The following is a 25,467-nucleotide window of genomic DNA, read 5'->3' on the forward strand; positions in this document are numbered from 1 at the left end:
CCGGCCTTTCTCCGGTCCTTCTGGTGCAATGGAATGAATCGCCCGGTGCCCTATGCTGAACTTACCCCGCGGTGGTCCCGCCGCGGGCCGTGACCCCAGCAGCAAGGAACGGCGAACCATGCCCCTGAAGCTCACCGTCTCCGACGAGGTGCGCGCCCTCGTCCCCGGCTTCACCCACCTCGCCATCGAAGCCCGCGGGCTCGTCAACGGCCCGAGCGACGCGATCAGCTCGGCCCTCCTCGACGAGGCCGCCGCCCGGCTCGCCGCCCGCCTCGACGGCCGCACGCCGGACCAGGACCCGCACGTCGCCGCCTGGCGCGCCGCGTACACCGCCTTCGGGGCCAAGCCCTCCCGCACCCGCAACTCCGCGGAGGCGCTCGCCCGCCGGGCGTCGGCGGATGGCGGACTGCCCCGCATCAACCGGCTCGTGGACGCCTACAACGCGATCAGCGTCGCGCACCTCATCCCGGTGGGCGGCGAGGACCTGAACCGGATCGAGGGCGGCATGCGGCTCGTCCGGGCCACCGGCGAGGAGGAGTTCGTCACCGTCCAGGGCGGCCAGGAGACCGTGGAGCACCCCGAGCCGGGCGAGATCGTCTGGTGCGACGAGCGGGGTGTGACCTGCCGCCGCTGGAACTGGCGCCAGGGCCCGCGCACCCGCATCGACGACGACACGACCGACGCGGTGTTCCTGCTGGAGTCCCTCGACCCCATGACCCGCGAGGAGCTGCTCACGGCCGGCCAGGAGCTCGCCGACGCGCTCCAGAAGGTCAGCCCGGGAGCGCTGATCACCGTCCGCGACCCCGAGTGAACCGGACCGGCCAGGGCCTGTCCGACCCTTCCCGTCGGGTCCGGCCCCGATGGTCGGACGGGCCCTAGTTCCCGGACGCCTTCAGCTGCTCCGGGGTCGGCGCCGTGCCGCCCAGGTGCGCGGGGATCCACCAGGTGTCCGCGGCGTCCTTGGGGCGCACCGGGTAGGCGCGCTGCGCGGCCTCGAGGAGCTCCTGGACGCGCTCGCGCAGCCGCCGGGTGATGGCCCCCGCGTACTGGTCGGCGGGGGCCTCCACCGGCTCGCCGACGCGGATCGTCACCGGGATGTGGGCCCGCTTGAAGTTCCGCGGCCTGCCCTTCGTCCAGACCCGCTGCGTCCCCCACAGGGCCATCGGGATGAGCGGCACCCCGGCCTCCTGCGCGAGCCGGGCCGCGCCCGACTTGAAGCTCTTCAGCGTGAAGGACTCCGAGATGGTCGCCTCGGGGAAGACACCGACGATCTCGCCCTTCCGCAGCGCCTCCAGGGCGTGCTGGTAGGCGTGCTCGCCCTGCGCCCGGTCCACCGGGATGTGCTTCATGGCGCGCATCAGCGGCCCGGAGACCTTGTGCCGGAAGACGGACTCCTTCGCCATGAAACGCACCAGACGCTTCTGCGGCAGCGCGGCCAGACCGCTGAAGATGAAGTCCAGGTAGCTGATGTGATTGCTCACCAGGACGGCGCCGCCGGTCCGCGGGATGTGCTCCGAACCCTGTGTGTCGATCTTGAGGTCGAGCGCCTTGAACATGGTGAGCGCTGCGCCGACCACCGGTCGGTACACGAGTTCTGCCATGGGAGAGGTACCCCTTCGTCTGTGCCTTTGGGAGGGCTCTCCCGGCGAAGTTACGCGGCCGTAGGTTTTCGGCTTTGGGCAGATCGTGCCGCATGTGGGGCGCCGTGACCAGTCCATGCGGCTTCGTACGGGGAGATTCTCGTCACTCGCGGTGGTCGTGGCGGGAATGCGACGGTGCCGTGCGACGCTGCACCGGAGAAGGCGGGACGCGGGAGCGAGGGACAGGGATGACGGCGGAGGCCACCGAACGGCTCGGACCGGGACAGCTCGGCGGCGCGGAGCTGGGGGAGCGCGCGACCCTCGTCCAGTTCTCCAGCGCCTTCTGCCAGCCCTGTCGCGCCACCCGCCGCACCCTCGCCGAGGTGGCCGCGATGGTGCCGGGCGTCGCGCACGTGGAGATCGACGCCGAGGAGCGCCTCGGGCTCGTCCGGGCGCTCGGGGTCACCCGTACCCCCACCGTCCTCGTCCTCGACGCGGCCGGCCGGATCGTCCGCCGGGCCGCGGGACAGCCCCGGAGGGCCGACGTCATCGCCGCCCTCGGTCACGCACTGTGACCCCCGGCGGCCGGTCTGACGCGGTGACACATCTCCCACATCCCGGTACGCACTTGACCCGGACCGTCACCCGTCGTCACCCTGACGGGGTGACCGGTGAACTCCTTCTCTTCGGCCGGGCCCACGTGGACCTGGGCCGTCATGCGAGCGCGCGCTGTCCGGGTGTCTGAGACCCCAGGACCCCGCTCCATGCCGCCCAGCACGAAGGACAACTCCATGACGGTTTCGCCCGAGCTCCGCACGGTACCCACGATCGCTGCCCCCAGGTCCGCCTCGCCGGACCTGCTCCGCTCCGTCTTCCGCCGCCACGCCGCCGGTGTGGCCGTGATCACCGCCCACGGGGAGCGCCCCGTCGGCTTCACCGCCACCTCGCTCAACTCCGTCGCGGCCGACCCGCCGCTGATCTCCTTCGGCGTGGGCACCGGTTCCTCCAGCTGGCCCGTGGTCGCCGAGGCCGACCACATCGGCGTGCACATACTGGGCGACCATCAGGAGGAGCTCGCGACGACCTTCGCGCGCAGCGGCGCCGACCGGTTCGCCGAGCCGACCCGCTGGCGCCGGGGCCCGGAGGGCGTGCCCGTGCTCGACGGCGTCCTGGCCTGGCTGGTCTGCCGGGTGGTGGCCCGGGTGCCCGCGGGCGACCACCGGATCGTGATAGCGCAGGCGGTGGCGGGTGACCCGGAGGGCGCGGGCCGACCGCTGCTCTACCACCACGGGCGCTTCAACGCGCTGCGCGACTGAGAGTTCCCGTGCCGGCCGCGCTCGCCGCGTTGGCAAGGTCACATTCCTGAGCGCTTGCTTAATGGTCACGAACTGGGTGTACTGGCGAGTAATATATGGTCGGGGCGTCCGGCGCCCCGACCGGAAACCCGCCCTTCAGGCGCCTATGCTGCGAGCAACAAGGCAGCCCAGTTATGACGATGCAGTAGGAGAGCCGGCGTGAGCTTGAGGATCGTTGTCTGTGTGAAGTACGTGCCGGACGCCACTGGCGACCGGAAGTTCGCCGACGACCTGACGGTCGACCGCGAGGACGTCGACGGTCTCCTGTCGGAGCTCGACGAGTACGCGGTCGAGCAGGCGCTGCAGATCGCCGAGGAGGCGGACGACGCCGAGGTCACCGTCCTCACCGTCGGCCCCGAGGACGCGCGCGACGCGCTGCGCAAGGCGCTGTCGATGGGCGCCGACAAGGCCGTCCACGTCGACGACGAGGACATCCACGGCTCGGACGTCATGGCCACCTCGCTGGTGCTCGCCAAGGCGATCGAGAAGACCGGCTACGACCTGGTCATCGCCGGCATGGCCTCCACCGACGGCACCATGGGCGTCCTGCCGGCGATCCTGGCCGAGCGCCTGGGCGTCCCGCAGGTGACCCTGCTCTCCGAGGTCAAGGTCGAGGACGGCAAGGTGACGGGCCGCCGTGACGGCGACACCGCCTCCGAGGCGCTGGAGGCCTCCCTCCCGGCCGTCGTCTCCGTGACGGACCAGTCGGGCGAGGCCCGCTACCCGTCCTTCAAGGGCATCATGGCCGCGAAGAAGAAGCCGGTCGAGGAGCTGGAGCTCGACGACCTGGAGCTCGACGCGGACGAGGTCGGCCTGGAGGGCTCCTGGACCGCCGTGGACTCCGCCGACGAGCGTCCGGCGCGCACCGCGGGCACGATCGTCAAGGACGAGGGCGAGGGCGGCAAGCAGCTCGCCGAGTACCTCGCGAGCCAGAAGTTCATCTGAGGCTCCCGCGAGCCGTGCTGTCCCCTCAGGCCGTCCCCCTTTTCGTTCGCAGGAGATTGAAGTCCCATGGCTGAGATTCTGGTCTACGTCGACCACGTCGACGGATCCGTCCGCAAGCCCACCCTGGAGCTGCTGACCCTCGCCCGCCGCATCGGCGAGCCGGTCGCCGTCGCGCTGGGCAACGGCGCCGCCGACACCGCCGCCGTCCTCGGCGAGCACGGTGCCACCCGCGTCCTGACGGCCGAGGCCGCCGAGTTCGCCGACTACCTGGTCGTCCCGAAGGTCGACGCCCTCCAGGCCGCCTACGACGCCGTGTCCCCGGCCGCCGTGCTCGTCCCGTCCTCCGCCGAGGGCAAGGAGATCGCGGCCCGCCTCGCGGTCCGCATCGGCTCCGGCATCATCACCGACGCCGTGGACCTGGAGGCCGGTGACGAGGGTCCGGTCGCGACGCAGTCCGCGTTCGCCGCCTCGTACACGACCAAGTCCCGCGTCTCCAAGGGCACCCCGGTCATCACCGTCAAGCCGAACTCCGCCCCGGTCGAGGCGGCCCCGGCCGCCGGCGCCGTCGAGGCCCTCGCGGTCTCCTTCGGCGAGCTGGCCACCGGCACCAAGGTGACCGCCCGCACCCCGCGCGAGTCCACCGGCCGCCCGGAGCTGACCGAGGCCGCGATCGTGGTCTCCGGTGGCCGCGGCGTCAACGGCGCCGAGAACTTCGCCGTCATCGAGGCCCTCGCCGACTCGCTCGGCGCTGCCGTCGGCGCCTCCCGCGCCGCCGTCGACGCCGGCTGGTACCCGCACTCCAACCAGGTCGGCCAGACCGGCAAGTCGGTCTCCCCGCAGCTGTACATCGCCGCGGGCATCTCCGGCGCGATCCAGCACCGCGCCGGCATGCAGACCTCGAAGACCATCGTCGCCATCAACAAGGACGCCGAGGCGCCGATCTTCGACCTCGTCGACTACGGCGTGGTGGGCGACCTCTTCGACGTCGTCCCGGTCCTGACCCAGGAGGTCCAGACCCGCAAGGGCTGACGACCAGCGCTTCCGCAGGTCCCGGGGGCCGCACGGCGAGTTTCGCCGTGCGGCCCCCGGCCGTTTCGGACAACCATTGACGCAGGTCCCGGCGGACTACTAACTTCGCTATACGGATTATTGATTCCGTGCAGCGGAAAACAGGAGGGAACAGGGATGGGTCAGCAGGAGAAGGTGTCGACGAGCCTCGCGGGCGCGGTGAGCGAGGGCATCAGCTCCTCCCTCGCCGCGGTGGACGCCGAGCTCGACCGCCGCTACCCGGGTGACCCCGGCACCCGCCAGCCCGTCCACACCGTCTACGTCCCCGGCAACGTCTTCGACGCCGGCACCATCCGCTCCTGGGGCGACCAGGCGCTCGCCGCGCTCGACGAGCACGCCCCGGACGCGGCCTCCTTCGCCGCCGTCCTCGGCCTCTCCGACGACCTCGCGGAGGACGTCTACACCCGCGTGCGGACCAAGCTGGAGCGCGAGCCCATCGAGGACCTGCGCGTCGACTTCGAGGACGGCTACGCCGGCGCGGACGAGGACCAGGACGCGGCCCGCGCCGCCCGCCTGATCAACGAGGCGTACGCGAAGGGCACCGCCGCCCCGTACATGGGCATCCGGATGAAGTGCATGGAGGCCGCCGTCCGCGACCGCGGCATCCGGACCACGGACGTCTTCCTCACCGGTCTCCTGGAGAACGGCGGCCTGCCCGACGGCCTCGTCCTCACCCTCCCCAAGGTCACCTACCCCGAGCAGGTCACCGCCTTCGTCCGGCTCCTCGAAGCCTTCGAGAAGGCCCACGGCCTCGACGCCGGCCGCCTCGGCTTCGAGATCCAGATCGAGACCAGCCAGTCCATCCTCGCCGCCGACGGCACCGCCGCCGTCGCCCGCATGATCGACGCCGCCGAGGGCCGCGCCACCGGCCTCCACTACGGCACCTTCGACTACAGCGCCTGCCTCGGCGTCTCCGCCGCCTACCAGGCGAGCGACCACCCGGCCGCCGACCACGCGAAGGCGATCATGCAGGTCGCCGCCGCCGGCACCGGCGTACGCGTCTCCGACGGCTCCACCAACGTGCTCCCGGTGGGCTCCACCGCCCACGTCCACGAGGCGTGGAAGCTCCACTACGGCCTCACCCGCCGTGCCCTGGCCCGCGCCTACTACCAGGGCTGGGACATGCACCCGGGCCACATCCCGACCCGCTACGCCGCCGTCTTCGCCTTCTACCGCGAGGGCTTCGAGACCGCCGCCAAGCGTCTCTCCGCCTACGCCAACCACGCCGGCGGCGACGTCATGGACGAGCCCGCCACCGCCAAGGCGCTTTCCTCCTACCTGCTCCGCGGCCTCCAGTGCGGCGCCCTCGACACCGCCGAGGTCGACGCGCTCACCGGCATGACCCGCGCCGCCCTGGAGCGCTTCGCCGCCCCGCGCCGCGGCGACCTCACCGCCAGCGCCGGCTGACCCCGCTCAGCAAGGCGACGGAGGCACCTCGCCCGAACCCCGGGCGAGGAGCCGCGTCCCGATGACGACCCGGCGGGGCGGCTCGGCCGCCCCGTCCAGACGCCGGAACAACTGCTCGGCGGCGGTCCTGCCGAGCGCCGCCGGGTCCTGCGCGATCACCGTGACGCCCAGCACGTCGCCGAGTTCGACGTCGTCGAAGCCGACCAGCGCCACCGGCGCCCCGCCGCCACGAGCGGTCCGCTCGGCGAGCACCCGCACGGCGGTGACGGTGACCCGGTTGTTGCCCGCGAAGAGCGCCGTGACCGGATCAGGCCCGGAGAGCATCCCGGTGAGCGCCGCCGACACCCGCTCCGGATCCGTCGAACCCGGCGCCACCCACCGCTCGTCGACCGGCAGCTCCGCGTCCTCCATCGCCGCCCGGTAGCCGCGCAGCCGCTCCGCCGCGGTGTGGATCCGCGGCCGGTCGCCGACGAAACCGATCCTCCGGTGCCCGTGGGCGATCAGGTGCGCCACCCCCGCCCTGGCCCCGCCGAAGCTGTCCGAGAGGACGGCGTCCGCGTCGATGAGCCCGGCCGGACGGTCGGCGAAGACCGTCGCCACGCCCGCCCGGATCTCCGGCTCCAGATAGCGGTGGTCGTCCCCGGCCGGGATCACGATCAGTCCGTCCACCCGGCGCGCGCACAGCGTCAGCGCCAGCTCCTGCTCGCGCTCCGGGTCCTCCGCGCTCGAACCGTTGATCAGCAGGGTGCCGTGCGCCCGCGCGACCTCCTCCACGGCCCGGCTGAGCTGCCCGTAGAACGGGTCGGCCAGATCCTCCAGGACGAGCCCGATGGTCGCCGTGCGCCCCTTGCGCAGCACCCGTGCGCTGTCGTTGCGGCGGAAGCCGAGCGCGTCGATCGCCTCACGGACCCGCCGCTCGGTCTCGGGGGTGACCCCCGGCTCGCCGTTCACGACCCGCGAGACGGTCTTGAGGCCGACGCCGGCCCGGGCGGCCACGTCCTTCATCGTGGGCCGGTTGCCGTAGCGGGGCTCGGGGCGGGGGGTCTCGGCCACGGTGCGGGGTTCCTCCGTTGTGGGGTGCCGGCGGGCGCCGTCCGGCGGATCATGCGCCTCCGGAGCGAGCATAGAGCCTGGAAAACGTTGTCAGAGCTGGGCGGGCAGGTTCCCGGTCCCGCGTGGCCGGTCCGGGCCGTAAGGCGTGCGCGGCAGCGTGAGAACCTACCCGCATGCCCACCACCCCCGCGCCCGCCCCCGCCCACGCCCCGGCCCGCGGCCCCGTCGCCGCGCTCGACATCGGCGGCACCAAGATCGCCGGGGCGCTGGTCGACGCGGAGGGACGGATCCTGGCCCGCAGCCGGCGGCCCACTCCGGCCCAGGAGGACGCGGAGACGGTGCTGGGCGCGGTCGGCGAGGTGCTCGGCGCCCTCACGACCTCCCTCCTCTGGGACGCCGTCGAGGCTGTCGGCATCGGCAGCGCCGGCCCCGTGGACGCCGCCCGGGGCACGGTCAGCCCGGTCAACGTGCCCGGCTGGCGCGACTTCCCCCTGGTCGAGCGGGTCCGACGGCTCACCGGCGGCAGGCCGGTCACCCTCGTCGGCGACGGCGTCGCCATGACCGCCGCCGAGCACTGGCTCGGCGCCGCCCGGGGCCACACCGACGCGCTGGGCCTAGTCGTCTCGACCGGCGTCGGCGGCGGCCTGGTTCTCGGCGGGCGGCTGCACCCGGGCCCCACCGGCAACGCCGGCCACATCGGCCACCTCAGCGTGGACCTGGACGGCGACCCCTGCGCCTGCGGTGGCCGCGGCTGCCTCGAACGCCTCGCCGCGGGTCCCCACATCGCCCGCCGCGCCCTCGACGAGGGCTGGCGGCCCGGCCCCGACGGCGACACCTCCGCCGCCGCGGTGGCACAGGCCGCGCGAGCCGGCCACCCGGCCGCCGTCGCCGCCTTCGAGCGGGCCGCCCGCGCCCTCGCGGCAGGGATCGCCGCCACCGCGCACCTGGTGGAGATCGACATCGCGGTGATCGGCGGGGGAGTGGCCGGAGCCGGGGACGTCCTCTTCGCTCCGCTCCGGCGCGGCCTGGCCGACTACGCCACGCTCTCCTTCGCGCGCGGTCTGACCGTCGTCCCCGCCGCCACCGGCACCGACGCGGGCCTCCTCGGCGCCGCCGCGGCCGCCCGCGCGGCGCTCTGACCGGGCACCGCGCTCACTCGCGTAGGGGAGACGCCCGGGCCTCCGCCCGCTCCGGCACGCGCTGCTCCACCACGACCAGGAAGGTGTCGGACGCCAGGTCCATCACGACCCGGGCCGGCACCCCCTCCTCGCGGCACGCGCCCGCGTACTCCTCGGCGGGCCAGTGGCCCCGCGGCCCGCCCGCCGGAAACCGCTCCAGAACCGTACGGTCCATTTCCGCACCCCCTCGTGCTCGCGTTGTCAACGACGTCCGGGCCGGAAGCGTTACGCATCGGCTCGGACGTGTGTTCGTGGTTTCCGTGGCAGGGTGTTGCGGGCAAGCCACAGGGGGCCGTCGATGAGGGGGGAATCGTGATCGTCTGGATCAACGGTGCTTTCGGCGCGGGGAAGTCCAGCACCGCGCGCGAACTGGTCGGACTGATCCCGCACAGCACGCTGTACGACCCCGAGGCGACCGGCGGGGAGCTGCGCCGGCTCCTCCCCGCCAAGCGCCTCGCCGAGGTGGACGACTACCAGGACCTGCCCATCTGGCGCCGGCTCGTCGTGGACACCGCCGCCGCCCTGCACGCCGAGGTCGGCGGGGTGCTCGTCGTCCCGATGACGCTGCTCCGGCAGGAGTACCGCGACGAGATCTTCGGCGGGCTCGCCGCCCGCCGGATCGACGTCCGGCATGTGCTTCTGGCATCGGAGGAAACGATCCTGCGGAGCCGTATCGACACCCGCGCCGACCACGGCGACCCGGACGTCGACGCCGACGTCCGCCGCTGGTGCCACGACCACCTCCCGGCCTACCGGGAGGCCGCCGCCGGCTGGCTCGGCGCCGACGCGCTCGCCGTCGACACCACGGCGCTCACCGTCGCCGAGACCGCACGGGCCGTCGCCGACGCGGTCCAGGGCGGCCGCGCGGCCTCCTGCGGCATCGTCCAGACACCGGAACCGACCCGCGAGACGCTGGCCGCCGGAGTCCTCCTCTTCGACGAACAGGACCGCTTCCTCCTCGTCGACCCCACCTACAAGCCCGGCTGGGAGTTCCCCGGCGGCGTCGTCGAGGCCGGCGAGCCGCCCGCCCGCGCCGGGATGCGCGAGGTCGCCGAGGAGATCGGCCTGGAACTCGACGCCGTCCCCCGGCTGCTCCTCGTCGACTGGGAACGCCCCCAGCCACCCGGCTTCGGCGGCCTCCGGCTCCTCTTCGACGGCGGCCGGCTCGGCGCCCGCGACACCGCCCGGCTGCGGCTCCCCGGCGCCGAACTGCGCGCCTGGCGCTTCGTCACCGAGCAGGAGGCCGCGGACCTCCTCCCGCCGGTCCGCTACGACCGCCTCCGCTGGGCCCTGCGCGCACGCGAACGCGGCACCGTGCTCAACCTGGAGGCGGGCGTCCCGGTGGGCTGACCGCCCGCCGTCAGGGCGCGACGGCCCCGGCCGCCGCGGCCGCCGACAGCCGCTCCGCCGTCTCCTCCGTCACCGCGGGCCCGTGCCCGCAGCACAGCACCGCGGGACGCAGCTCCGCCAGCCGGCGCAGCGACGCGAGCGCGAGCGCGCGGTCTACGTGCATCACGCCGAAGGTCACGCCCTGCACCGACGCCACGGTGTCGCCCGCGAAGAGCACGCCGTGGCGGGGGAGATGGACGGCCATCGAGCCCGGTGTGTGCCCGGGGGTGTGGACCGCGACCGCGCCGTCACCGAAGCCGAGCGCGTCGCCGTCCTCGACCTCCCGGTCGACCCGCGTCGGGGGTGCCTCCGGGCAGGTGAGGCCGTGTTCCCAGATCGGGCGCTCCCACTCCAGCAGGTCGGGGTCGGGCACCGGCAGCTCGCCGCGCACGTACGGCGCGTCGAGCCGGTGGGCGACGATCTCGGCGCCGTGCCGGTCCGCCAGCTCCCGCGCCGCGCCCACGTGGTCGCGGTGGCCGTGGGTGAGGACGATCCGGGCCAGCCGGTCCGGATCGAGGCCGGCCGCCCGTATCGCCGCCGTCGTGCGGTCCGCCGAGCCGGCCCAGCCGGCGTCCACCAGGGTCAGTTCCGTGTCGTCCCGCCACAGGTACGCCTGCCCGATCGAGTAGTCGAGCAGGTGGAGCCGGGGCGTGATCCTCTGGAGTTCCATGCGCCGAACGTAGACGCCGTCCCCCGGCCGCCGGGGCCCTCTACGCTCTCCGCGAGCTTCGCTCGACGCTGAATCGCCGGAGCGGTCCGCGGGGGACCGCTCCGGCGGTTGTCCGGTTGTCCGGCTGTCCGGCTGTCCGGGTGTCAGGCGCGGCGGCCGGCCGCGTAGTTGACGAGGAACAGTGCCTCGGCGACGGAGAGCCGCTCCAGCTCCTCCGGCGAGACGGACTCGTTGACCGCGTGGATCCGCGCCTCCGGCTCGCTCAGGCCGATGAGCAGGATCTCCGTCTCCGGGTAGAGCGTGGCGAGCGTGTTGCAGAGCGGGATCGAGCCGCCCATGCCGGCCGCCTGCATCTCCTGGCCCGGGTACGCGACCCGCATGGCCTCCGCCATCGACGCGTACGCCGGGCTGGCGGTGTCCGCCTGGAAGGGCTGGCCCTGGCCGACCTGCTCCAGGGTCACGCGCGCGTTCCACGGCGTGTGCGCCTCGATGTGGGCGTAGAGCAGCTTGGTCGCCTCGGCCGCGTCCTGGCCGGGCGGCACCCGCAGGCTGATCTGGGCGCGGGCGGTCCGCGGGATCGACGGGGTCGCGCCCGCCACCGGGTGGCAGTCGATGCCGATGACGGTGACGGCCGGGCGGGCCCAGATCCGGTCCGCGACCGAGCCGGCGCCCGGCAGGTCCACGCCCGGCAGCACCTTGGCGTCCGCGCGGAACTGCTCCTCCGGGTACTGCAGACCGTCCCACACGGCGTCGGCCGGCAGACCGTCGATCACCGTCGAACCGTCCTCGGCCCGCAGCGAGTCCAGCACCCGGATGAGCGCGGCGAGCGCGTCGGGCGCGGCACCGCCGAACTGGCCCGAGTGGAGGTTGCTCTCCAGGGTGTCGATCTGGACCCGGATCATCGTCATGCCGCGCAGGGTCGCGGTCACCGTCGGCAGCCCGACCCGGAAGTTGCCCGCGTCGCCGATCACGATGGTGTCGGCGGTCAGCAGCTCGGGGTGCTGCTCGGCGTACCGCTCCAGGCCGCCGGTGCCCTGCTCCTCGGAGCCCTCGACGATCATCTTCACGGTCACCGGCACCCCGCCGTTGGCCTTCAGGGCCCGCAGCGCCAGCAGGTGGAGGATGAAACCGCCCTTGCAGTCGGCGGCGCCGCGCCCGTACCAGCGCCCGTCCTCGCGCTCGGTGAGCCGGAACGGCGGCGTCTCCCACGCCGATTCGTCGAGCTTCGGCTGTACGTCGTAGTGGGCGTAGAGCAGGACGGTCGGTGCTCCGGCCGGGCCCGGCAGCACGCCGTACACCGACTGCGAGCCGTCCGGGGTGTCGAGCAGCGCCACATCGCGGAAGTCCTCGGCGCGCAGGGCGTCGGCGACCCAGTTCGCGGCGGCCTCGCACTCGCTGCGGGGCGCCACGGCCTCGTCCGCGACCGACTCGAAGGCGACCAGCTCCGCCAGCTCGGTCCTGGCCCGAGGCATCAGGGACCGGACGGTCTCGGCGATCGGATTCGGCGTCATGGGCACGCTCCTCGTGGGTGCGACGTTGAGTGCAAGAGGGAGCGAACGGCGTATCTGGTGGTACGGCGATCGCACCGTCGATCCTACGACCGGACTGTGGCCTACCGAGTCGTAGGATGCGGGAAGCAGACGCCGGTCGGATCAGGAGCAGAAGCACATCGTGAGCAGCGAGCACGCAGAGAACACCGGTCCGGAGCACACCGAGCCGCTCGTGCCCGGCGAGCCGGCCCCGGCTGCCGGCCCGTCCGACGCGGTGGCGGGCGAGGAGCCCGGCCTCGTCGCGGCGACGGAGGCGGTGACCGAGGCGGCAGCGGAGGCGGTGACCGAGGCGTTGACCGAGGCGGAGTCGGACACCGGCACCGGCACCGGCACCGGCACCGACACCGGCCCGGACGTCGCGGACGGTCTCGAAGGTCTCGATCCGGAGCGGCCGGACGTCTGGGACGTCGTGGTCGTCGGCGCCGGTCCCGCCGGAGCGTCGGCGGCCTACGCGGCGGCCGTCGCCGGCCGCCGGGTGCTGCTCCTGGAGAAGGCCGAGCTGCCCCGGTACAAGACCTGCGGCGGCGGCATCATCGGCCCCTCCCGGGACTCGCTCCCGCCCGGCTTCGAACTGCCGCTCCAGGACCGGGTGCACGCCGTCACCTTCTCCCTCGAAGGGCGCTTCGCCCGCACCCGGCGCTCCCGCCGGATGCTCTTCGGACTCATCAACCGGCCCGAGTTCGACGCCCAGCTCGTCGAGCACGCGCAGAAGGCCGGCGCCCAGCTGCGCACCGGCGCCACCGTGGTCCGGGTGGAGCAGCACGGCCCGGCGGTGCCGGACCGGCGGACGGTCGCGGTGGTCCTCGCCGACGGCGAGACCGTGCTCGCGCGGGCCGTGGTCGGCGCGGACGGCAGCGCCAGCCGGATAGGAGCCCATGTCGGGGTGAAGCTCGGCCAGGTCGACCTCGGCCTCGAGGCGGAGATCCCGGTGCCGCCGTCGGTGGCGGAGGACTGGAAGGGCCGCATCCTGATCGACTGGGGCCCGATGCCGGGCAGTTACGGCTGGGTGTTCCCGAAGGGCGACACGCTGACCGTGGGCGTCATCTCGGCGCGCGGCGAGGGCGCGGCGACCAAGCGGTATCTGGAGGACTTCGTCGCCCGGCTCGGCCTCGCCGGCTTCGAGCCCACGATCTCCTCGGGGCATCTGACCCGCTGCCGCGCCGACGACTCGCCGCTCTCCCGCGGCCGGGTCCTGGTCTGCGGCGACGCGGCGGGCCTGCTGGAGCCGTGGACCCGTGAGGGCATCTCGTACGCGCTCCGCTCCGGCCGGCTCGCCGGTGAGTGGGCGGTGCGGGTGGCGGAGGCCGGCGACGCGGTGGACGCCCGCCGCCAGGCGCTGAACTACGCCTTCGCGATCAAGGCGGGCCTCGGTGTGGAGATGGCGGTCGGCCGGCGGATGCTCGCCGTCTTCGAGCGCCGACCGGGGCTGCTGCACGCGGTGATCACCGGCGTCCGGCCCGCCTGGAAGGCGTTCGCGGACATCACCCGGGGCTCGACAACGCTGGCCGGCATGGTCCGTTCGAACGGTCTGGCCCGGCGGGCCCTGGAAGTGCTCGACAAGCGCATGGACACCGAGGCGGGCGTCGGCCCGGCGGGCCGGGGCGTGGGTCGCAGGGACGAGGACGGGGCGGACGGGGACGGCGCGGGCGGCGAGGAGCTCGCCGCCGAGCGACGGGAGACCGAGGCGTCCTGACGCGGACGCTCGTCCCGTGGTGAGGGTGGGTGCGGACCGGGGTCCGTGCCCACCCTCACGCGTTCGGGGCGGCGGTGATGCGGAAGACGGGGTGCTTCGGTGCGACGGCGCGCAGCTCGTCGTCGGTGGAGTCCGGGCCGACGCCGGCGAAGAAGATGCCGACCTCGGCCTTCCAGCGCTTGAGGTAGGCGCGCAGCACCTCGACCTTGGCGTCGTCGGCGACCTCGGTCGCGGTGAACGCCTCGACCTGCTTGCCGAGGTGCAGCTCGCCGCCGCCGACCGCCCGCATGTTGCGGGTCCACTGGACGTGGCCGCGCGGGGCGACCAGGTAGCGCTCGCCGTCGAGGGTGAGGACGTTGACCGGGGTGGTCCGCCAGGCGCCGCTCTTGCGGCCCTTGACGGCGAGGACGCGCGAGCCCCAGACGCTGATGCCCCGTCGGGTCAGCCACGCGACGGCGCGGTTCATGACGTTGACGGTGAACCAGCCGGGCTTCATGACGTGGGTGGGAGCGGTGGACACGGAGGCCTCCTGGGGCGCGGCGTGGAAGTCTTTCGGGAGCGGTGCTCTCGATTCGTATCGCTTGAGTGAATCGTGAGCACTGCTCTCGCTTGAGAACAGTCTGCACGGATCGGCGCTCACAAGCAAGAGCACTGCTCTCGTTTCAGTGCGGCGATCCGAAACGTGGCACACTGCTCTCCATGACCACCGTTCAAGGAGCCCGCGCCCGCGCCCGGACCGAGATCACCGCCGCCATCAAGGACGAGGCCCGCCGGCAGCTCGCCGCCGAGGGCGCCGCCAAGCTCTCGCTGCGCGCCGTCGCCCGCGAGCTCGGCATGGTCTCCTCCGCGCTCTACCGCTACTTCCCCAGCCGTGACGAGCTGCTGACCGCGCTCATCGTCGACGCGTACGACTCCGTCGGCGCCGCCGCCGAAGCGGCCCACGCCACCGCCGTGCGCGCCCGGCCCCGCGACCACCTCGCCCACTGGACCGCCGTCTGCCGCGCCGTCCGCGCCTGGGCCGTCGCCCACCCCCATGAGTACGCCCTGATCTACGGCTCCCCGGTCCCCGGATACACAGCCCCCCAGGACACGGTCGGACCGGCCGCCCGGGTCGGCCTGCTGCTGGTCTCGGTCGCCCGGGCGGCGTACCAGGACGAGGGCGTCGCGCTGCCGCCGCTCCCGGACGGCCTCGCCCCGGAGGCGGCGCGGCTCGCCGCCGATGTCGCCCCCGACCTGCCGCCGGCGCTCGCCGTCGCCCTCGTCTCCGTCTGGGCCCAGCTCTTCGGCCTGGTCTCCTTCGAGGTCTTCGGCCAGTTCAACCGGGTCGTCGAGGACCGCGACGCCTTCTTCTCCGCCGCCGCCGAACGGCTCGGCCGCGAGGCCGGTCTGCTGCCGCGCCCGAGCCGCTGAGCGACGGCGGAGGTCCGGCCGGGCACCGGCGCCGGCGGCCTCACGGTCGGCGTGACGGCGATCATCGGCGACCTGATCCCGCGCCGGGAGCGGGGCAGGTCGGCGGGAGGATCAGACCGCCGAGGTCTCCCGCCACAGCCGCAGCAGCTCCGCGTCGCCGCTGACGGCCACCTCCGTCGCGGGCACCCGGTTCCACAGCGCCAGGTAGAGCCGTTCTGCCGTCCCCGAGATCTCCGCGTCCACGGGGCCCGCCGCCGCGCGCTCCGTCACGGGCGGCGCCGCCGAGAGCCGTACCGTCCACACGTCGCCGGTGTCGGTCGCCCGGATCCGCAGCGAGCGCGGGGCGGCGGTCCTGACCCGGCTGCGGTCGCGGCCGTGGAAGCCGGTGAGGAGCTCGTCGACGCCGTCGGCGGCGAGCCTGGCCTCGACCGGCCGGGGCCCCGCCGGGAGCGCCGACTCGGCGTCGGCCCGGTGGACGGTCGTCTCGTGGGCCTGCCGCCGGGCCCAGAAGGCGAGCGGTGACGGGGCCGGGAAGAAGGCCCAGGCGGCCAGGGACTCCGGTGCGGCGCGCAACGCGGCGACCAGCGCGGTGTGGCCCTCGCGGTAGTGGGCGAGGAGGGCGGCGCCGTCCAGCCGGGGTTCGTCGCCCTCGGGACGGTACGCGGTCAGACCCTCGGCGACGAAGCCGGTCGCCCAGCGGTGCACCACCGTGGTGTGCCGCAGCAGGTCGCGGACCCTCCACCCGGGGCAGGTCGGGACCTCGGCGTCCGTCCCGGCCGTCTCCGCCGCGTCGGCGAGCGCCACGCCCGCCGTCTCCAGCGCCTCTATGTGCTCCGCGACCTTCATCGTTCCCCCGTCTCACGCATGCGTCCCGCCCGGGGTCCGTCCCCGCCACGGCCGGGTCCCGGCCGGTCCGGCGGGCGGCCCCGATCATGGCAGACTCAGGCGCATGAACGGCAAGGCGACGACGACGCGTACTCGGCTGGACAGGGGGCGCAGCGCGCTCGGACCCGCGCTGGAACTGGTGCACACCGGGCGGGCGCCGACGCGGGCCGTCCTCACCGCCGAGCTCGGGGTCACCCGCGCCACCGCCGGGGCCGTCGCCGCCGAGCTGGAGGCCCTCGGGCTGATCCGGGTCGACTCCAACCCGGGAGCCGGTGCGGGTTCGCAGGGCCGTCCCTCGCACCGCCTCGCCGTCGACGAGAAGGGCCCCGTGGTGCTCGCCGCGCAGGTCCACGCGGACGGCTTCCGGGCCGCGCTGGTCGGGCTCGGCGGCACGCTCGTCGCCACCGTCCCCGGTTCGGTGACGGTCTCCGCCGACCCCGCGCAGGTCCTCGGCGCCGTCGTCGACGCGGGCGCCGCGCTGCTCCGGGAGTCCGGCCGGCGCTGCGTCGGCGCGGGACTGGCCGTGCCGTCGGCCGTCGCCGAGCCCGAGGGCACCGCGCTCAACCCGCTCCACCTCGCCTGGCCGGCCGGCGCGCCGGTCCGCCAGATCTTCGCCGACCGGATCCGGGAGGCCGGCATCGAGGGCCCGGCCTTCACCGGCAACGACGTGAACCTCGTCGCGCTCGCCGAGCACCGGCACGGGGCCGGACGCGGTGCCCGCGACCTGCTCTGCGTGGCCACCGGCCACCGGGGCGTCGGCGGAGCGCTCGTCCTCGACGGGCGGCTCCACACGGGCAGTGCGGGTCTCGCCCTGGAGGTGGGCCATCTGACGGTCAATCCGGACGGCGTCCCCTGCCACTGCGGCGGCCGCGGCTGCCTGGACGTCGAGACCGACCCGCTCGCCTTCCTCACGGTCGCCGGCCGGGAACCCGGCCCCGAGGTGTCCCTGCTCCAGCAGGCCCGCGACCTGCTCAGGACCGCGCCGGACGACCCCGGGGTGCGCGGTGCGGTCGAGGAGCTGATCGACCGTCTCGGCCTGGGGCTGGCCGGCCTGGTGAACATCCTCAACCCGGACCGGATCATCCTCGGCGGGCTCCACCGCGAGCTGCTCGACGCCGACCCGGAGCGGCTGCGCGCGGTCGTCGCCGACCGCAGTCTGTGGGGCCGCAGCGGCGGCGTACCGATCCTGCCCTGCACCCTGGACCACAACAGCCTGGTGGGCGCCGCCGAACTGGCCTGGCAGCCGGTCCTCGACGACCCCCTGGCCGCGCTCGCCGGCGTCCCCGCCTGAACGGGGGACGCACCTCGCCGCGCCGGCCCCGGGAGCAGGCGGGCGGCGGGTAAAGGGGTGGGCGAGGGCGTCCCCGACCGGTAACGTCCCCTTCCATGATCACTTCCGATGCCGAACTCCCGCCCCGCCTGGGCAGCCTCACCTTCCACGGCCCGCTCTCCGAGGAGCGGGCCGAGAGCCTCGTCCGCCGGATCGCCGAGTCGGCCCCCGCCGACGTCCTCGACATCGGCTGCGGCTGGGGCGAGTTGCTGCTCCGGATCCTCGACGCGGCCCCCGGCGCGAAGGGCATCGGCGTCGACATCAACGCCGAGGACCTGGCCCGGGGCCGGGAGCTCGCCGCGGAGCGAGGTCTCGCGGACCGTACCGTCTTCGTCGAGGAGTCCGCGCGCGGCAGCGAGCGCGGCCCGGTCGACGCGATTCTCTGCCTCGGCTCCAGCCAGGCCCTGTGCGATCCGGAGCTGCCGCACGACCCCGCGGAGGCGCTGCGCGAGCTGCGCCGGCTGGTCCGGCCCGGTGGCGTGGTCGTGCTCGGCGAGGGCTTCTGGGAGCGGACCCCCACCGAGGCGGAGCTCGCCGGGATGTGGCCCGACGCGAGCACCGGCGACCACTTCCCGCTGCGGGAACTCGTCGACCTGGCGATCGCGGCGGGGTTCCGTCCGGCGTGGATCGAGACGGCGAGCCGCGACGAGTGGGAGACCTTCGAGTCCGGCTACCGGTACGACACGGAGCGGTGGCTCGCCTCCCACCCGGACCACCCGCTGGCCACCGAGACCCGCGAGCGCGTCGACCGGCAGCGGGGCTGGTGGCTGAACGGCTACCGGAACGTCCTCGGCATGGCCTACCTGACCCTCGTCGCCACCGTCTGACCCGCGGCCCCGGCCGACCGCCGGGCCACCACTGCCACCGTCTGACCCGCGGCCCCGGCCGACCGCCGGGCCACCACTGCCACCGTCTGACCCGCGGCCCCGGCCGACCGCCGGGCCACCACTGTCTCCGGGCCATCACTCCGGTCGGGCCCACCACGCCGCCGGTCACCGCTCCCGGCCGGCCGTCGGCGCGTGTCAGGTCCCGGCGCCGCTCGCCGCGAGCGCCGGGGTCTCGACGGGCCCGCCCAGGGGCACGCCCGCGAGACGGCTGTACGAGACGATCGGGGCGAGCGGCACGAGGTCGAATCCGAACCCGGCCGCGGCGCCGGCCACGGCCGGTCCGGCGGCGCACGGCGGCGCGGTCAGGGTGAACCAGACGACCTTGCCGCTCGCGCCCCGCGGGCGGACGCCCCAGCTGTCGCTGAGCGCCCCGACGATGGCGAGGCCGCGGCCCGAGGTGGCGAGCGCTTCCGGATCGCCCCACAGGTCCTCGGCGGCGGACTCCGCCGCCACCGGTATCCGGGGGTCGTTGTCCCGGACCGAGACGGTCAGCCGGTCGAGCAGGAGTTCCAGCTCGACGGTGCACTCCTTGTCGGGCTGCGCATGGCGGTGCACATTGCTCAACAGTTCGGTCACTCCCAGTGCGACGGGATCGACCAGGTCGTCGAGGTGCCAATGGCGCAGATGGGCGGCGACGATCCTGCGGATCTGTCCGATCCGCGACGGCAGGGCCTGGAGCTCCACCGCGTAATACCTGCTCGGCTCGCTGATCACGGCTGCGACTCCCCGAAGTGGTCCAGAAGAAGACGGAGATTCGGATCTGTCATGCGGTACGGCAGGGCGGCGCACTGAGCACAGTGTCACCACCGTTCCACCCTCAGTGAGGTGGTTCCAGCGTGAACCAGCCGTCACGGCCCCGCAACCCGCCGCGAGCTTCCCCAGGTCAGCGACCCGGACGGGCGTTCACCTGCCGCCGGCCGCCCGCTTGAGCGCTGCGAGGAAGCGGCCCGCCTGCTCGGCGTCCCGGTCGTCGTCCTCCCCGGCGGCGTCCATGGTCAGGCGGTACCGCGTGCCGTTCACGGTCGCCACCGTCTCGTCCGCCTTCGCGAACCACGGGCGGCCCACCCGCACCGCCTTCACGGGCGCGCTGTCGATCTCGGAGCCGTAACTCGTCAGCAGCGCGAGCCGGCCGTCCTCGATGCGGACCTCCCCGGCCCGGGTGAGCGAGCGCGGCCAGCGCGCGATGCGTACGCCCCTGGCACTGAACTCCGGTTCCGTCATGCCGGTCCACCCCTTCCGCGTACCCGTCCCTCCCAGTGTGCCGGGCCGTCGGCGCGGGCACCAGGGAGTGTCGTACGACCGGTCCCCAAGCCGATCCTATGGAACGTCAAAGAGAACGTTTGCCCAGGTGAGAGCGGTATCGTCGAGGGTGGGAAGCCAGGGTCCGCCCCGGCGGGACAGCGAGGAGAAACCGTTGAGCACCACCCCCCGACCCCCCTACGCCGTGGACGCCGCCGCCACCGTGGACGTCGACCGCAGCGACGCGGCCTACCGCGCGTGGCTGAAGGAGGCCGTCCGCAAGGTCCAGGCCGACGCCAACCGCTCCGCCGACACCCACCTCCTGCGCTTCCCGCTCCCCGAGAAGTGGGGCATCGACCTCTACCTCAAGGACGAGTCCACCCACCCCACCGGCAGCCTCAAGCACCGCCTCGCCCGCTCGCTCTTCCTGTACGCGCTCTGCAACGGCTGGATCCGCCCCGGCAAGCCCGTCATCGAGGCGTCCAGCGGCTCGACCGCCGTCTCCGAGGCGTACTTCGCCAAGCTCATCGGCGTGCCCTTCGTCGCCGTGATGCCCCGCACCACCAGCCCCGAGAAGTGCCGGCTGATCGAATTCCACGGCGGACAGTGCCACTTCGTCGACGACTCGCGGACGATGTACGAGGAGTCGGCGGCGCTCGCGGCCCGCACCGGCGGTCACTACATGGACCAGTTCACCTACGCCGAGCGGGCCACCGACTGGCGCGGCAACAACAACATCGCCGAGTCGATCTACCAGCAGCTGCGCCTGGAGCGGTACCCCGAGCCGGCCTGGATCGTCGCCACCGCCGGCACCGGCGGCACCTCCGCCACCATCGCCCGCTACGTCCACTACACCCAGCAGGACACCCGGATCTGCGTGGCCGACCCGGAGAACTCCTGCTTCTTCGACGGCTGGGTTCACCACGACCCCGACGCCACCTCCGACTGCGGCTCCCGCATCGAGGGCATCGGCCGCCCCCGGATGGAGCCCAGCTTCGTGCCCGGTGCCGTCGACCGGATGATGAAGGTCCCTGACGCGGCGAGCGTCGCCGCCGTCCGCGCCCTGGAGACCGCGATCGGCCGCAAGGCGGGCGGCTCCACCGGCACCGGCCTGTGGAGCGCCTTCAAGATCGTCGCCGAGATGGTCGCCGAGAAGCGCACCGGAAGCGTCGTCACCCTCCTCTGCGACCCCGGCGACCGCTACCTCGACAAGTACTACTCGGACGCCTGGCTGGCCGGGCAGGGCCTCGACATCGCCCCGTACGCGGCGGCTATCGAGCGGTTCCTGGAGACGGGCGTCTGGCCGGAGTGAGCCGCAGGTCCAGCAGGGCCGCCGCACGGCGGAAGGACAGGCCCAGGCCCGGCGCCGCCAGCCGCAGACCCGCGCGGAACGGGGCCGGGCCGTCGGCGGCCATCGTCCAGCGCAGCCGCGTCCCCTGGCCCCGGGGGCTCATGGCCCACTCCTCGGCCAGCGCGGACACGGCCGGCGCGTTGGTGAGGTCCACGCGGTAGGCGTACCGCAGGTCGGGTTCGGCGGCGAGGATCGTCTCCTCGAAGCGGACGCCGCCGCGCAGCCGTATCGTGCGGCGCGCCCCGTCGTCCAGGGGGACGGCCGAGGCGACCGGCGTGAACCAGGCGGGCAGGCTGCCGACCTCGACCGCTATCGAGCGGTAGACCGCCGGGGGAGGAGCCTGGAGCGTGGCCTCGAAGGCGAGGCGGACGGGCGCGGTGGCGGTGAAGCCGAGCTCCACCGGCCGCAGTCGGCGTGGCATGGACCGGACCTCCGGGAGGGGGGCGAGGGGAGCCAGCACCCTAGCTGACACCGCGTCAGGACGAAAGGCCGTTCGACGAGAGCCGGCTCAGTTCCGGTGGCCGTGGCGCAGCAGCCCGTCCAGGGCCCGGCCGAACACCACCCGCCCGGCCCGCGCCAGCACCCCGTCGAAGGCCGACGGCACCCCTCGTACCGTCAGCTCCTCCGTCCAGACCACCCGCGAGCCGCCGGGCTCCGCCGCCACCTCGATCTCCGCCCAGCCGCGCACCAGCCGCCCGTACTTCTCCAGCCGGCACACCCCCGGCCGGTCCCCGAGCGGCGGCTCCCAGCGGGCCACCTCCATCGGGTCGTCGAAGCCGAGCGGGCCGAGGCCGGTGCGCGCGGTGAACCGCGTCCCCACCCGGCTCGGCCCCGGCGTCAGGACCCTCGTCCGGGTCAGCGGCACCTGGCGGCCGTGCGCCGGCCAGTCGGTGAGCCGCCGCCACACCTCGTCGGGACCCAGCGGCACCGAGCGCACCACCCGGAACCGGCTCACGCCGCCGTCTCTCCGGCCACGAGGAGTCCCGGCACGTGCTCCGCGACCTCGGACCGCACCTCCGCGGCCATGCCCCGGTCCGTCACCCAGGTGTCCACCTCGTCCAGCGTCCCGAACGAACTCAGGCCCACCGTGCCCCACTTGGTGTGGTCCGCGACCACCACCACCCGGCGCGCCGCACGGATCAGACAGCCGTTGGTCTCCGCCTCCGCCAGGTTCGGCGTCGACAGGCCCGCCTCGACCGAGAGACCGTGCACCCCGAGGAAGAGCAGGTCGAAGTGGAGCGAGCGGACCGCCCGGTCCGCCACCGGGCCCACCAGCGCGTCCGACGGCGTCCGCATCCCGCCGGTCAGCACCACGGTCGGCGCCCGGCGGCCCTCGCCCGACGCCGGCCGCGCCTCGTGGAAGACGTCCGCCACCCGGACCGAGTTCGTGACCACGGTCAGGTCGGGCACGTCGAGCAGCCGCCGCGCCAGCGCGTACGTCGTCGTCCCGCCGGACAGCGCGATCGCCGAACCCGGCACGACCAGCGCCGCCGCCGCCCGGGCGATCTCGTCCTTCGCGCTCGGCTCCAGCACCGACTTCGCCTCGAACCCCGGCTCGTGCGTGCTCGGATCCGCCACCGGCACGGCCCCGCCGTGCACCTTCGCGACCATGCCCTGGCGGGCCAGCGCGTCGAGGTCGCGGCGGATCGTCATGTCCGAGACGCCGAGCCGCCGGGTCAGCTCGTTCACCCGTACGCCGCCGCGCCGCCGCACCTCGTCGAGGATCAGGGCGCGCCGCTGCTCCGCGAGGAGGTTCTGATTGTCAGTCACCGCCGGGGCCGGTCCTTCCGCAGGAGACGAGGGGATGGCTGTCGGATTCGGTGAGAGACCGTGCGCGGGCGCACGCTCGTCCGCGATCCTGGAGCCGACGTCGCATCCTCCCACTCACGAGAGGAAGACTCCTAAGTGTCCCCTGCCACACCCGCCCCCGAGCACGGGGGCGCGGCGCTCGAACTCCTCGTCCACGGAGTCGGCGGAGCCACCCCCCAGTCCATGCTGGACGACCCCAGGACCGTCCGGGTCACCGGCGACGAGACCGCCGCCGTGCACCGGCGCGCCGACGACCTCGACGCCGAGGACCATCCCGGGCGGTACGCGGCCGGGCCGGTACCCGAGGCGTACGTCTGGTCCAACCTGACCTCCGGCGACGGGGCCCGCGCCCTGTGGCTGCTGCTCCTGCCCTTCATGGTGGTCAACCTCGCCCACTGGATGCGGCCGCCCGCCCCCGGCCGCCCCGGACTCGTCCGGCTCTACGGAGTCCTGGTCCGCCTCCTCGCCCTCAGCCTCACCGTCCTGCTCACGGCCGCCGCCTGCGAGGTCGCCCTCGACCTGACGGCCTGGCAGTGCGCCGGCACCACCGCCTGCGCCGACGGACGGGCCTGGCTCGGCTTCGTCTCCGCCGACCGGGCCGGCTGGTGGTCGGGGCCCGGCCGCCGCCTCGCCCTCGCCGCCGTCCTCCCCGCCGCGCTCGTCGCCCTGCTCTGGTACCTCTCCCGCCGCACCTGGAGCGCCTACGAGGCCCAGCGCCCGCCCACCGAGGACACGCCCCCGGCCGGCGAAGCGCCTCCGGCCGGCGACGCTCCTCCCGCCTCCGACGCGCCTCCGGCCGCCGAGTCGCCCGCACCCGCCGAGGCCTCCGGCCCCGCCCCCGTACCGCCCGAGGGTCCGCGGCCCGCGCTCGGGCGGCCCGGGTTCTGGTACGGGAGGCGGCTCGTCGCCCGGCTGCGCGCGGCGCACACCGCCGCCGGCTTCCTCACCGTCGCGGGCGCGCTGGCCGTCGCGCCCTCCCGTCACGACACCGGCGCCCTCGCCGCCACCGGACTCGCCCTGCGGGCCGCCCTGCTGGGGTGCGCCGCGCTCGTGCTGTGGGCCGTCTGCGCCCGGGGCCGCAGCGAACGCCGGCTCGACCGGCGCGTCGAGAGCGCCCTCGTCACCCGGCTGCCCGCCACCGCCCTCACCCTCCTCGCCCTGACCGTCCTGCACACCGGCTGGGCCCGGCCCGGCTGGAGCTCGGCCGGCACCCTCCCGGGGAACGCCCTCTTCGGGATCCTCACCCTCGCCCAGGGCGGCCTGGTCGTCGCCCTCGGTGTCGTCGCCCTGCTGCTCCAGCGGGAGCGGCGCGACCCGCGCACCGCCCTCGCCGGGCTCGGCGGACCCGCCACCGCCATGCTGGCCTGCGCGCTGGCCGGGGTGATGTCCGGCGGTGTCGCCCAGTGGGTCGCCGACCGGCTCGACGGCGGCGCCACCCCCGGCACCGACGGCAGCCCGCTCGCCGGACCGCCGGTGCTCCTCAGCTGGCAGGCGTCCGTCATCCCGGTCCTGCTCCTGCTGCTGCTCGTGCCCGCCGCCCTCCTCGGCGTCCGCACCGCGCTCGCCGGCCGCCGGCTGCGGGCCGCCGTCGAGGCCGACTACGCCGGAGAGCTCCCCGATCCGGTCCGTACCGGCCAGATCGCCGCGAGCCGCGCCCGCGCTTCGCTCACCGACTCCGCACCCGTCCTGATCGCCGTCGTCTCCGGGACCGCCCTGCTGCTCGGCGCCGCCTCCGTCGCCGGCGCCTGGGCCAGCGACGAGGTCCCCGGCAGCGCCTTCTCCGGCGCCCACCCCGCGATCGCCGCCCTCGCCACGACCACCCAGGCGCTCGGCTCCTGGATGATCGGCTTCGGCTTCCTGCTCTTCGTGACCTGGGGCCGCCGCGCCTACCGCGACGCCCACGCCCGCCGCACCATCGGCATCCTCTGGGACGTCGGCACCTTCTGGCCGCGCGCCGCCCACCCCTTCGCGCCGCCCTGCTACGCCGAGCGGGCCGTGCCCGACCTCACCTGGCGGATGCGTTCCTGGACCCGGCACACCGGCGGCCGGCTCGTCATCTCCGGCCACTCCCAGGGCAGCGTCCTCGCCGCGGCCGCCGTCTGGCAGCTGCCGTCCGCCACCCGGGCCCGGGTCGCCCTGCTCACGTACGGCTCACCGCTGGAGCGGCTCTACGGCCGCTGGTTCCCCGCCTACTTCGGCCCCGACGCGCTGCGCGGCCTGCACCGGGCCGTGCACTGCTGGACCAATCTGCACCGCGCCACCGACCCGATCGGCGGCCCGGTCCGCGTCCCGGCCGAGGACGGCCGCCCGGGAGTCGACGCCCCGGTGCTGCGCGACCCGGTCGCGTACGGGCGCACCCGCGCGCATCCGCTGCCCGAACCGCTCCTCGGCCACTCCGACTACCAGGCCGACCCGGCCTTCGCGCTCTGCCGTGCCGCGCTCCTCGACCGGCTGCTGCCCGCGATACCCCGTCAGCGGGGGGTGGACGAGGCGGCGGATCAGGGGAGTTCGGGCAGGTCCTCCGGGTAGAGCAGGGTCAGGTCGTCGGGGGGGGCCCCCGCGCGCCCCCCCCCCCCCCCCCCCGGCCCCCCCCCCCAACCCCCCCCACCACCCCCCCCCCCCCCCCCCCCCGCCCACCCCCCGCCCCCCCCCCCCCTATAAGAATAAC

26 protein-coding genes and 1 pseudogene are annotated in these 25,467 nt (G+C 74.5%); 15 read left to right on the forward strand and 12 right to left on the reverse strand.

Annotated elements, in window-relative coordinates; all coding sequences use genetic code 11:
* The first annotated feature begins 118 nt into the window (after positions 1–118).
* Entirely contained in the window at positions 119–811 is a 693-nt protein-coding gene (locus ACFYT9_RS20585) for a B3/4 domain-containing protein (protein WP_389165794.1), read from the forward strand.
* A 64-nt stretch (positions 812–875) separates the two neighbouring features.
* Here ACFYT9_RS20585 and ACFYT9_RS20590 read toward each other — a convergent pair whose 3' ends face one another.
* On the reverse strand, positions 876–1,601 hold the full coding sequence (locus tag ACFYT9_RS20590; protein WP_376604401.1) for a lysophospholipid acyltransferase family protein: 726 nt from the start codon (positions 1,599–1,601) through the stop codon (positions 876–878).
* A 227-nt stretch (positions 1,602–1,828) separates the two neighbouring features.
* Between ACFYT9_RS20590 and ACFYT9_RS20595 the strand changes: the two genes are divergently transcribed.
* The 5 genes from ACFYT9_RS20595 (at position 1,829) to ACFYT9_RS20615 (ending at position 6,355) form a co-directional block, all read left to right on the forward strand.
* Entirely contained in the window at positions 1,829–2,155 is a 327-nt protein-coding gene (locus ACFYT9_RS20595) for a TlpA family protein disulfide reductase (RefSeq protein ID WP_376604403.1), read from the forward strand.
* A gap of 216 nt (positions 2,156–2,371) precedes the next feature.
* A complete protein-coding gene (locus ACFYT9_RS20600) occupies positions 2,372–2,896 on the forward strand; it encodes a flavin reductase family protein (RefSeq protein ID WP_376604405.1) in 525 nt (174 codons plus the stop codon).
* A gap of 198 nt (positions 2,897–3,094) precedes the next feature.
* Entirely contained in the window at positions 3,095–3,880 is a 786-nt protein-coding gene (locus ACFYT9_RS20605) for an electron transfer flavoprotein subunit beta/FixA family protein (protein ID WP_376604407.1), read from the forward strand.
* A 66-nt stretch (positions 3,881–3,946) separates the two neighbouring features.
* The gene (locus tag ACFYT9_RS20610) at positions 3,947–4,909 is read left to right on the forward strand and encodes an electron transfer flavoprotein subunit alpha/FixB family protein (protein WP_376604409.1); all 963 of its coding nucleotides are present in this window, start codon (positions 3,947–3,949) and stop codon (positions 4,907–4,909) included.
* 156 nt (positions 4,910–5,065) lie between these two features.
* Positions 5,066–6,355, forward strand: coding sequence for a DUF6986 family protein (locus tag ACFYT9_RS20615; protein WP_387276025.1), 1,290 nt, complete (start codon positions 5,066–5,068; stop codon positions 6,353–6,355).
* 6 nt (positions 6,356–6,361) lie between these two features.
* On the opposite strand, the gene ACFYT9_RS20620 is transcribed toward ACFYT9_RS20615, so the two are convergent.
* Positions 6,362–7,408: a LacI family DNA-binding transcriptional regulator gene (locus ACFYT9_RS20620; protein ID WP_389165796.1), complete on the reverse strand. Its 1,047-nt coding sequence runs from the start codon at positions 7,406–7,408 to the stop codon at positions 6,362–6,364.
* Positions 7,409–7,581: 173 nt separating this feature from the next.
* On the opposite strand from ACFYT9_RS20620, the gene ACFYT9_RS20625 reads away from it, so the two are divergent.
* Positions 7,582–8,547 (forward strand): ROK family protein, encoded by a 966-nt coding sequence (locus ACFYT9_RS20625; RefSeq protein WP_389165798.1) that lies wholly within the window; start codon positions 7,582–7,584, stop codon positions 8,545–8,547.
* 13 nt (positions 8,548–8,560) lie between these two features.
* Here the strand turns inward: ACFYT9_RS20625 and ACFYT9_RS20630 are convergent, their stop codons facing one another.
* Positions 8,561–8,761, reverse strand: coding sequence for a hypothetical protein (locus tag ACFYT9_RS20630; RefSeq protein WP_389165801.1), 201 nt, complete (start codon positions 8,759–8,761; stop codon positions 8,561–8,563).
* 137 nt (positions 8,762–8,898) lie between these two features.
* Between ACFYT9_RS20630 and ACFYT9_RS20635 the strand changes: the two genes are divergently transcribed.
* Positions 8,899–9,936, forward strand: a complete 1,038-nt coding sequence (locus tag ACFYT9_RS20635) for an NUDIX domain-containing protein (RefSeq protein WP_387276019.1) — start codon at positions 8,899–8,901, stop codon at positions 9,934–9,936.
* A 10-nt stretch (positions 9,937–9,946) separates the two neighbouring features.
* On the opposite strand, the gene ACFYT9_RS20640 is transcribed toward ACFYT9_RS20635, so the two are convergent.
* A complete protein-coding gene (locus ACFYT9_RS20640; protein ID WP_387276017.1) occupies positions 9,947–10,645 on the reverse strand; it encodes an MBL fold metallo-hydrolase in 699 nt (232 codons plus the stop codon).
* A gap of 143 nt (positions 10,646–10,788) precedes the next feature.
* Positions 10,789–12,156, reverse strand: coding sequence for a dipeptidase (locus ACFYT9_RS20645; protein ID WP_389165804.1), 1,368 nt, complete (start codon positions 12,154–12,156; stop codon positions 10,789–10,791).
* Positions 12,157–12,604: 448 nt separating this feature from the next.
* Between ACFYT9_RS20645 and ACFYT9_RS20650 the strand changes: the two genes are divergently transcribed.
* Positions 12,605–13,888, forward strand: a complete 1,284-nt coding sequence (locus ACFYT9_RS20650) for a geranylgeranyl reductase family protein (protein ID WP_376600255.1) — start codon at positions 12,605–12,607, stop codon at positions 13,886–13,888.
* Between the two features lie 55 nt (positions 13,889–13,943).
* Here ACFYT9_RS20650 and ACFYT9_RS20655 read toward each other — a convergent pair whose 3' ends face one another.
* Positions 13,944–14,384 (reverse strand): nitroreductase family deazaflavin-dependent oxidoreductase, encoded by a 441-nt coding sequence (locus ACFYT9_RS20655; protein ID WP_387276033.1) that lies wholly within the window; start codon positions 14,382–14,384, stop codon positions 13,944–13,946.
* 203 nt (positions 14,385–14,587) lie between these two features.
* Here ACFYT9_RS20655 and ACFYT9_RS20660 point away from each other — a divergent pair, with 203 nt between their 5' ends.
* Complete coding sequence (locus ACFYT9_RS20660; protein ID WP_389165806.1) at positions 14,588–15,298, forward strand: TetR/AcrR family transcriptional regulator; 711 nt, start codon at positions 14,588–14,590, stop codon at positions 15,296–15,298.
* Between the two features lie 21 nt (positions 15,299–15,319).
* Positions 15,320–15,406 (forward strand): annotated as a pseudogene (locus tag ACFYT9_RS20665) (transporter); the annotation flags it as partial.
* A gap of 3 nt (positions 15,407–15,409) precedes the next feature.
* Here the strand turns inward: ACFYT9_RS20665 and ACFYT9_RS20670 are convergent.
* On the reverse strand, positions 15,410–16,144 hold the full coding sequence (locus ACFYT9_RS20670) for a maleylpyruvate isomerase family mycothiol-dependent enzyme (protein WP_389165808.1): 735 nt from the start codon (positions 16,142–16,144) through the stop codon (positions 15,410–15,412).
* 103 nt (positions 16,145–16,247) lie between these two features.
* Here ACFYT9_RS20670 and ACFYT9_RS20675 point away from each other — a divergent pair, with 103 nt between their 5' ends.
* Together ACFYT9_RS20675 and ACFYT9_RS20680 are read left to right on the forward strand one after the other, a co-directional pair.
* Positions 16,248–17,474, forward strand: a complete 1,227-nt coding sequence (locus ACFYT9_RS20675) for an ROK family protein (protein ID WP_376600246.1) — start codon at positions 16,248–16,250, stop codon at positions 17,472–17,474.
* 95 nt (positions 17,475–17,569) lie between these two features.
* The gene (locus ACFYT9_RS20680) at positions 17,570–18,340 is read left to right on the forward strand and encodes an SAM-dependent methyltransferase (RefSeq protein WP_389165812.1); all 771 of its coding nucleotides are present in this window, start codon (positions 17,570–17,572) and stop codon (positions 18,338–18,340) included.
* Between the two features lie 195 nt (positions 18,341–18,535).
* On the opposite strand, the gene ACFYT9_RS20685 is transcribed toward ACFYT9_RS20680, so the two are convergent.
* Entirely contained in the window at positions 18,536–19,114 is a 579-nt protein-coding gene (locus ACFYT9_RS20685; RefSeq protein WP_376600243.1) for an ATP-binding protein, read from the reverse strand.
* 189 nt (positions 19,115–19,303) lie between these two features.
* Positions 19,304–19,621, reverse strand: coding sequence for a hypothetical protein (locus tag ACFYT9_RS20690; protein WP_376600241.1), 318 nt, complete (start codon positions 19,619–19,621; stop codon positions 19,304–19,306).
* Positions 19,622–19,814: 193 nt separating this feature from the next.
* Here ACFYT9_RS20690 and ACFYT9_RS20695 point away from each other — a divergent pair, with 193 nt between their 5' ends.
* Positions 19,815–20,951 (forward strand): PLP-dependent cysteine synthase family protein, encoded by a 1,137-nt coding sequence (locus ACFYT9_RS20695; protein ID WP_376600239.1) that lies wholly within the window; start codon positions 19,815–19,817, stop codon positions 20,949–20,951.
* On the opposite strand, the gene ACFYT9_RS20700 is transcribed toward ACFYT9_RS20695, so the two are convergent.
* From ACFYT9_RS20700 to ACFYT9_RS20710, 3 genes are all read right to left on the reverse strand, one after another.
* Positions 20,911–21,411: an SRPBCC family protein gene (locus ACFYT9_RS20700; protein ID WP_376600237.1), complete on the reverse strand. Its 501-nt coding sequence runs from the start codon at positions 21,409–21,411 to the stop codon at positions 20,911–20,913. The genes ACFYT9_RS20695 and ACFYT9_RS20700 overlap by 41 nt on opposite strands.
* Positions 21,412–21,498: 87 nt before the next feature.
* Entirely contained in the window at positions 21,499–21,945 is a 447-nt protein-coding gene (locus tag ACFYT9_RS20705) for an SRPBCC family protein (RefSeq protein WP_389165815.1), read from the reverse strand.
* Positions 21,942–22,760 (reverse strand): DeoR/GlpR family DNA-binding transcription regulator, encoded by an 819-nt coding sequence (locus ACFYT9_RS20710; RefSeq protein ID WP_387276007.1) that lies wholly within the window; start codon positions 22,758–22,760, stop codon positions 21,942–21,944. Before ACFYT9_RS20710 ends, ACFYT9_RS20705 begins: the two co-directional genes overlap by 4 nt.
* Positions 22,761–22,895: 135 nt before the next feature.
* Between ACFYT9_RS20710 and ACFYT9_RS20715 the strand changes: the two genes are divergently transcribed.
* Positions 22,896–25,328, forward strand: a complete 2,433-nt coding sequence (locus ACFYT9_RS20715) for a hypothetical protein (RefSeq protein ID WP_389165819.1) — start codon at positions 22,896–22,898, stop codon at positions 25,326–25,328.
* Positions 25,329–25,467 lie beyond the last annotated feature (139 nt).

Origin of the sequence: Streptomyces sp. NPDC004435 (assembly GCF_042873895.1) — a bacterium.
Classification (GTDB): Bacteria; Actinomycetota; Actinomycetes; order Streptomycetales; family Streptomycetaceae; genus Streptomyces.

Coding starts and splice junctions, on each gene's coding strand:
- ACFYT9_RS20585 (WP_389165794.1), top strand. CDS start 119: ATGCCCCTGAAGCTCACCGTCTCCGACGAGGTGCGCGCCCTCGTCCCC.
- ACFYT9_RS20590 (WP_376604401.1), bottom strand. CDS start 1,601: ATGGCAGAACTCGTGTACCGACCGGTGGTCGGCGCAGCGCTCACCATG.
- ACFYT9_RS20595 (WP_376604403.1), top strand. CDS start 1,829: ATGACGGCGGAGGCCACCGAACGGCTCGGACCGGGACAGCTCGGCGGC.
- ACFYT9_RS20600 (WP_376604405.1), top strand. CDS start 2,372: ATGACGGTTTCGCCCGAGCTCCGCACGGTACCCACGATCGCTGCCCCC.
- ACFYT9_RS20610 (WP_376604409.1), top strand. CDS start 3,947: ATGGCTGAGATTCTGGTCTACGTCGACCACGTCGACGGATCCGTCCGC.
- ACFYT9_RS20615 (WP_387276025.1), top strand. CDS start 5,066: ATGGGTCAGCAGGAGAAGGTGTCGACGAGCCTCGCGGGCGCGGTGAGC.
- ACFYT9_RS20625 (WP_389165798.1), top strand. CDS start 7,582: ATGCCCACCACCCCCGCGCCCGCCCCCGCCCACGCCCCGGCCCGCGGC.
- ACFYT9_RS20630 (WP_389165801.1), bottom strand. CDS start 8,761: ATGGACCGTACGGTTCTGGAGCGGTTTCCGGCGGGCGGGCCGCGGGGC.
- ACFYT9_RS20640 (WP_387276017.1), bottom strand. CDS start 10,645: ATGGAACTCCAGAGGATCACGCCCCGGCTCCACCTGCTCGACTACTCG.
- ACFYT9_RS20645 (WP_389165804.1), bottom strand. CDS start 12,156: ATGACGCCGAATCCGATCGCCGAGACCGTCCGGTCCCTGATGCCTCGG.
- ACFYT9_RS20655 (WP_387276033.1), bottom strand. CDS start 14,384: ATGAAGCCCGGCTGGTTCACCGTCAACGTCATGAACCGCGCCGTCGCG.
- ACFYT9_RS20660 (WP_389165806.1), top strand. CDS start 14,588: ATGACCACCGTTCAAGGAGCCCGCGCCCGCGCCCGGACCGAGATCACC.
- ACFYT9_RS20670 (WP_389165808.1), bottom strand. CDS start 16,144: ATGAAGGTCGCGGAGCACATAGAGGCGCTGGAGACGGCGGGCGTGGCG.
- ACFYT9_RS20675 (WP_376600246.1), top strand. CDS start 16,248: ATGAACGGCAAGGCGACGACGACGCGTACTCGGCTGGACAGGGGGCGC.
- ACFYT9_RS20680 (WP_389165812.1), top strand. CDS start 17,570: ATGATCACTTCCGATGCCGAACTCCCGCCCCGCCTGGGCAGCCTCACC.
- ACFYT9_RS20690 (WP_376600241.1), bottom strand. CDS start 19,621: ATGACGGAACCGGAGTTCAGTGCCAGGGGCGTACGCATCGCGCGCTGG.
- ACFYT9_RS20700 (WP_376600237.1), bottom strand. CDS start 21,411: ATGCCACGCCGACTGCGGCCGGTGGAGCTCGGCTTCACCGCCACCGCG.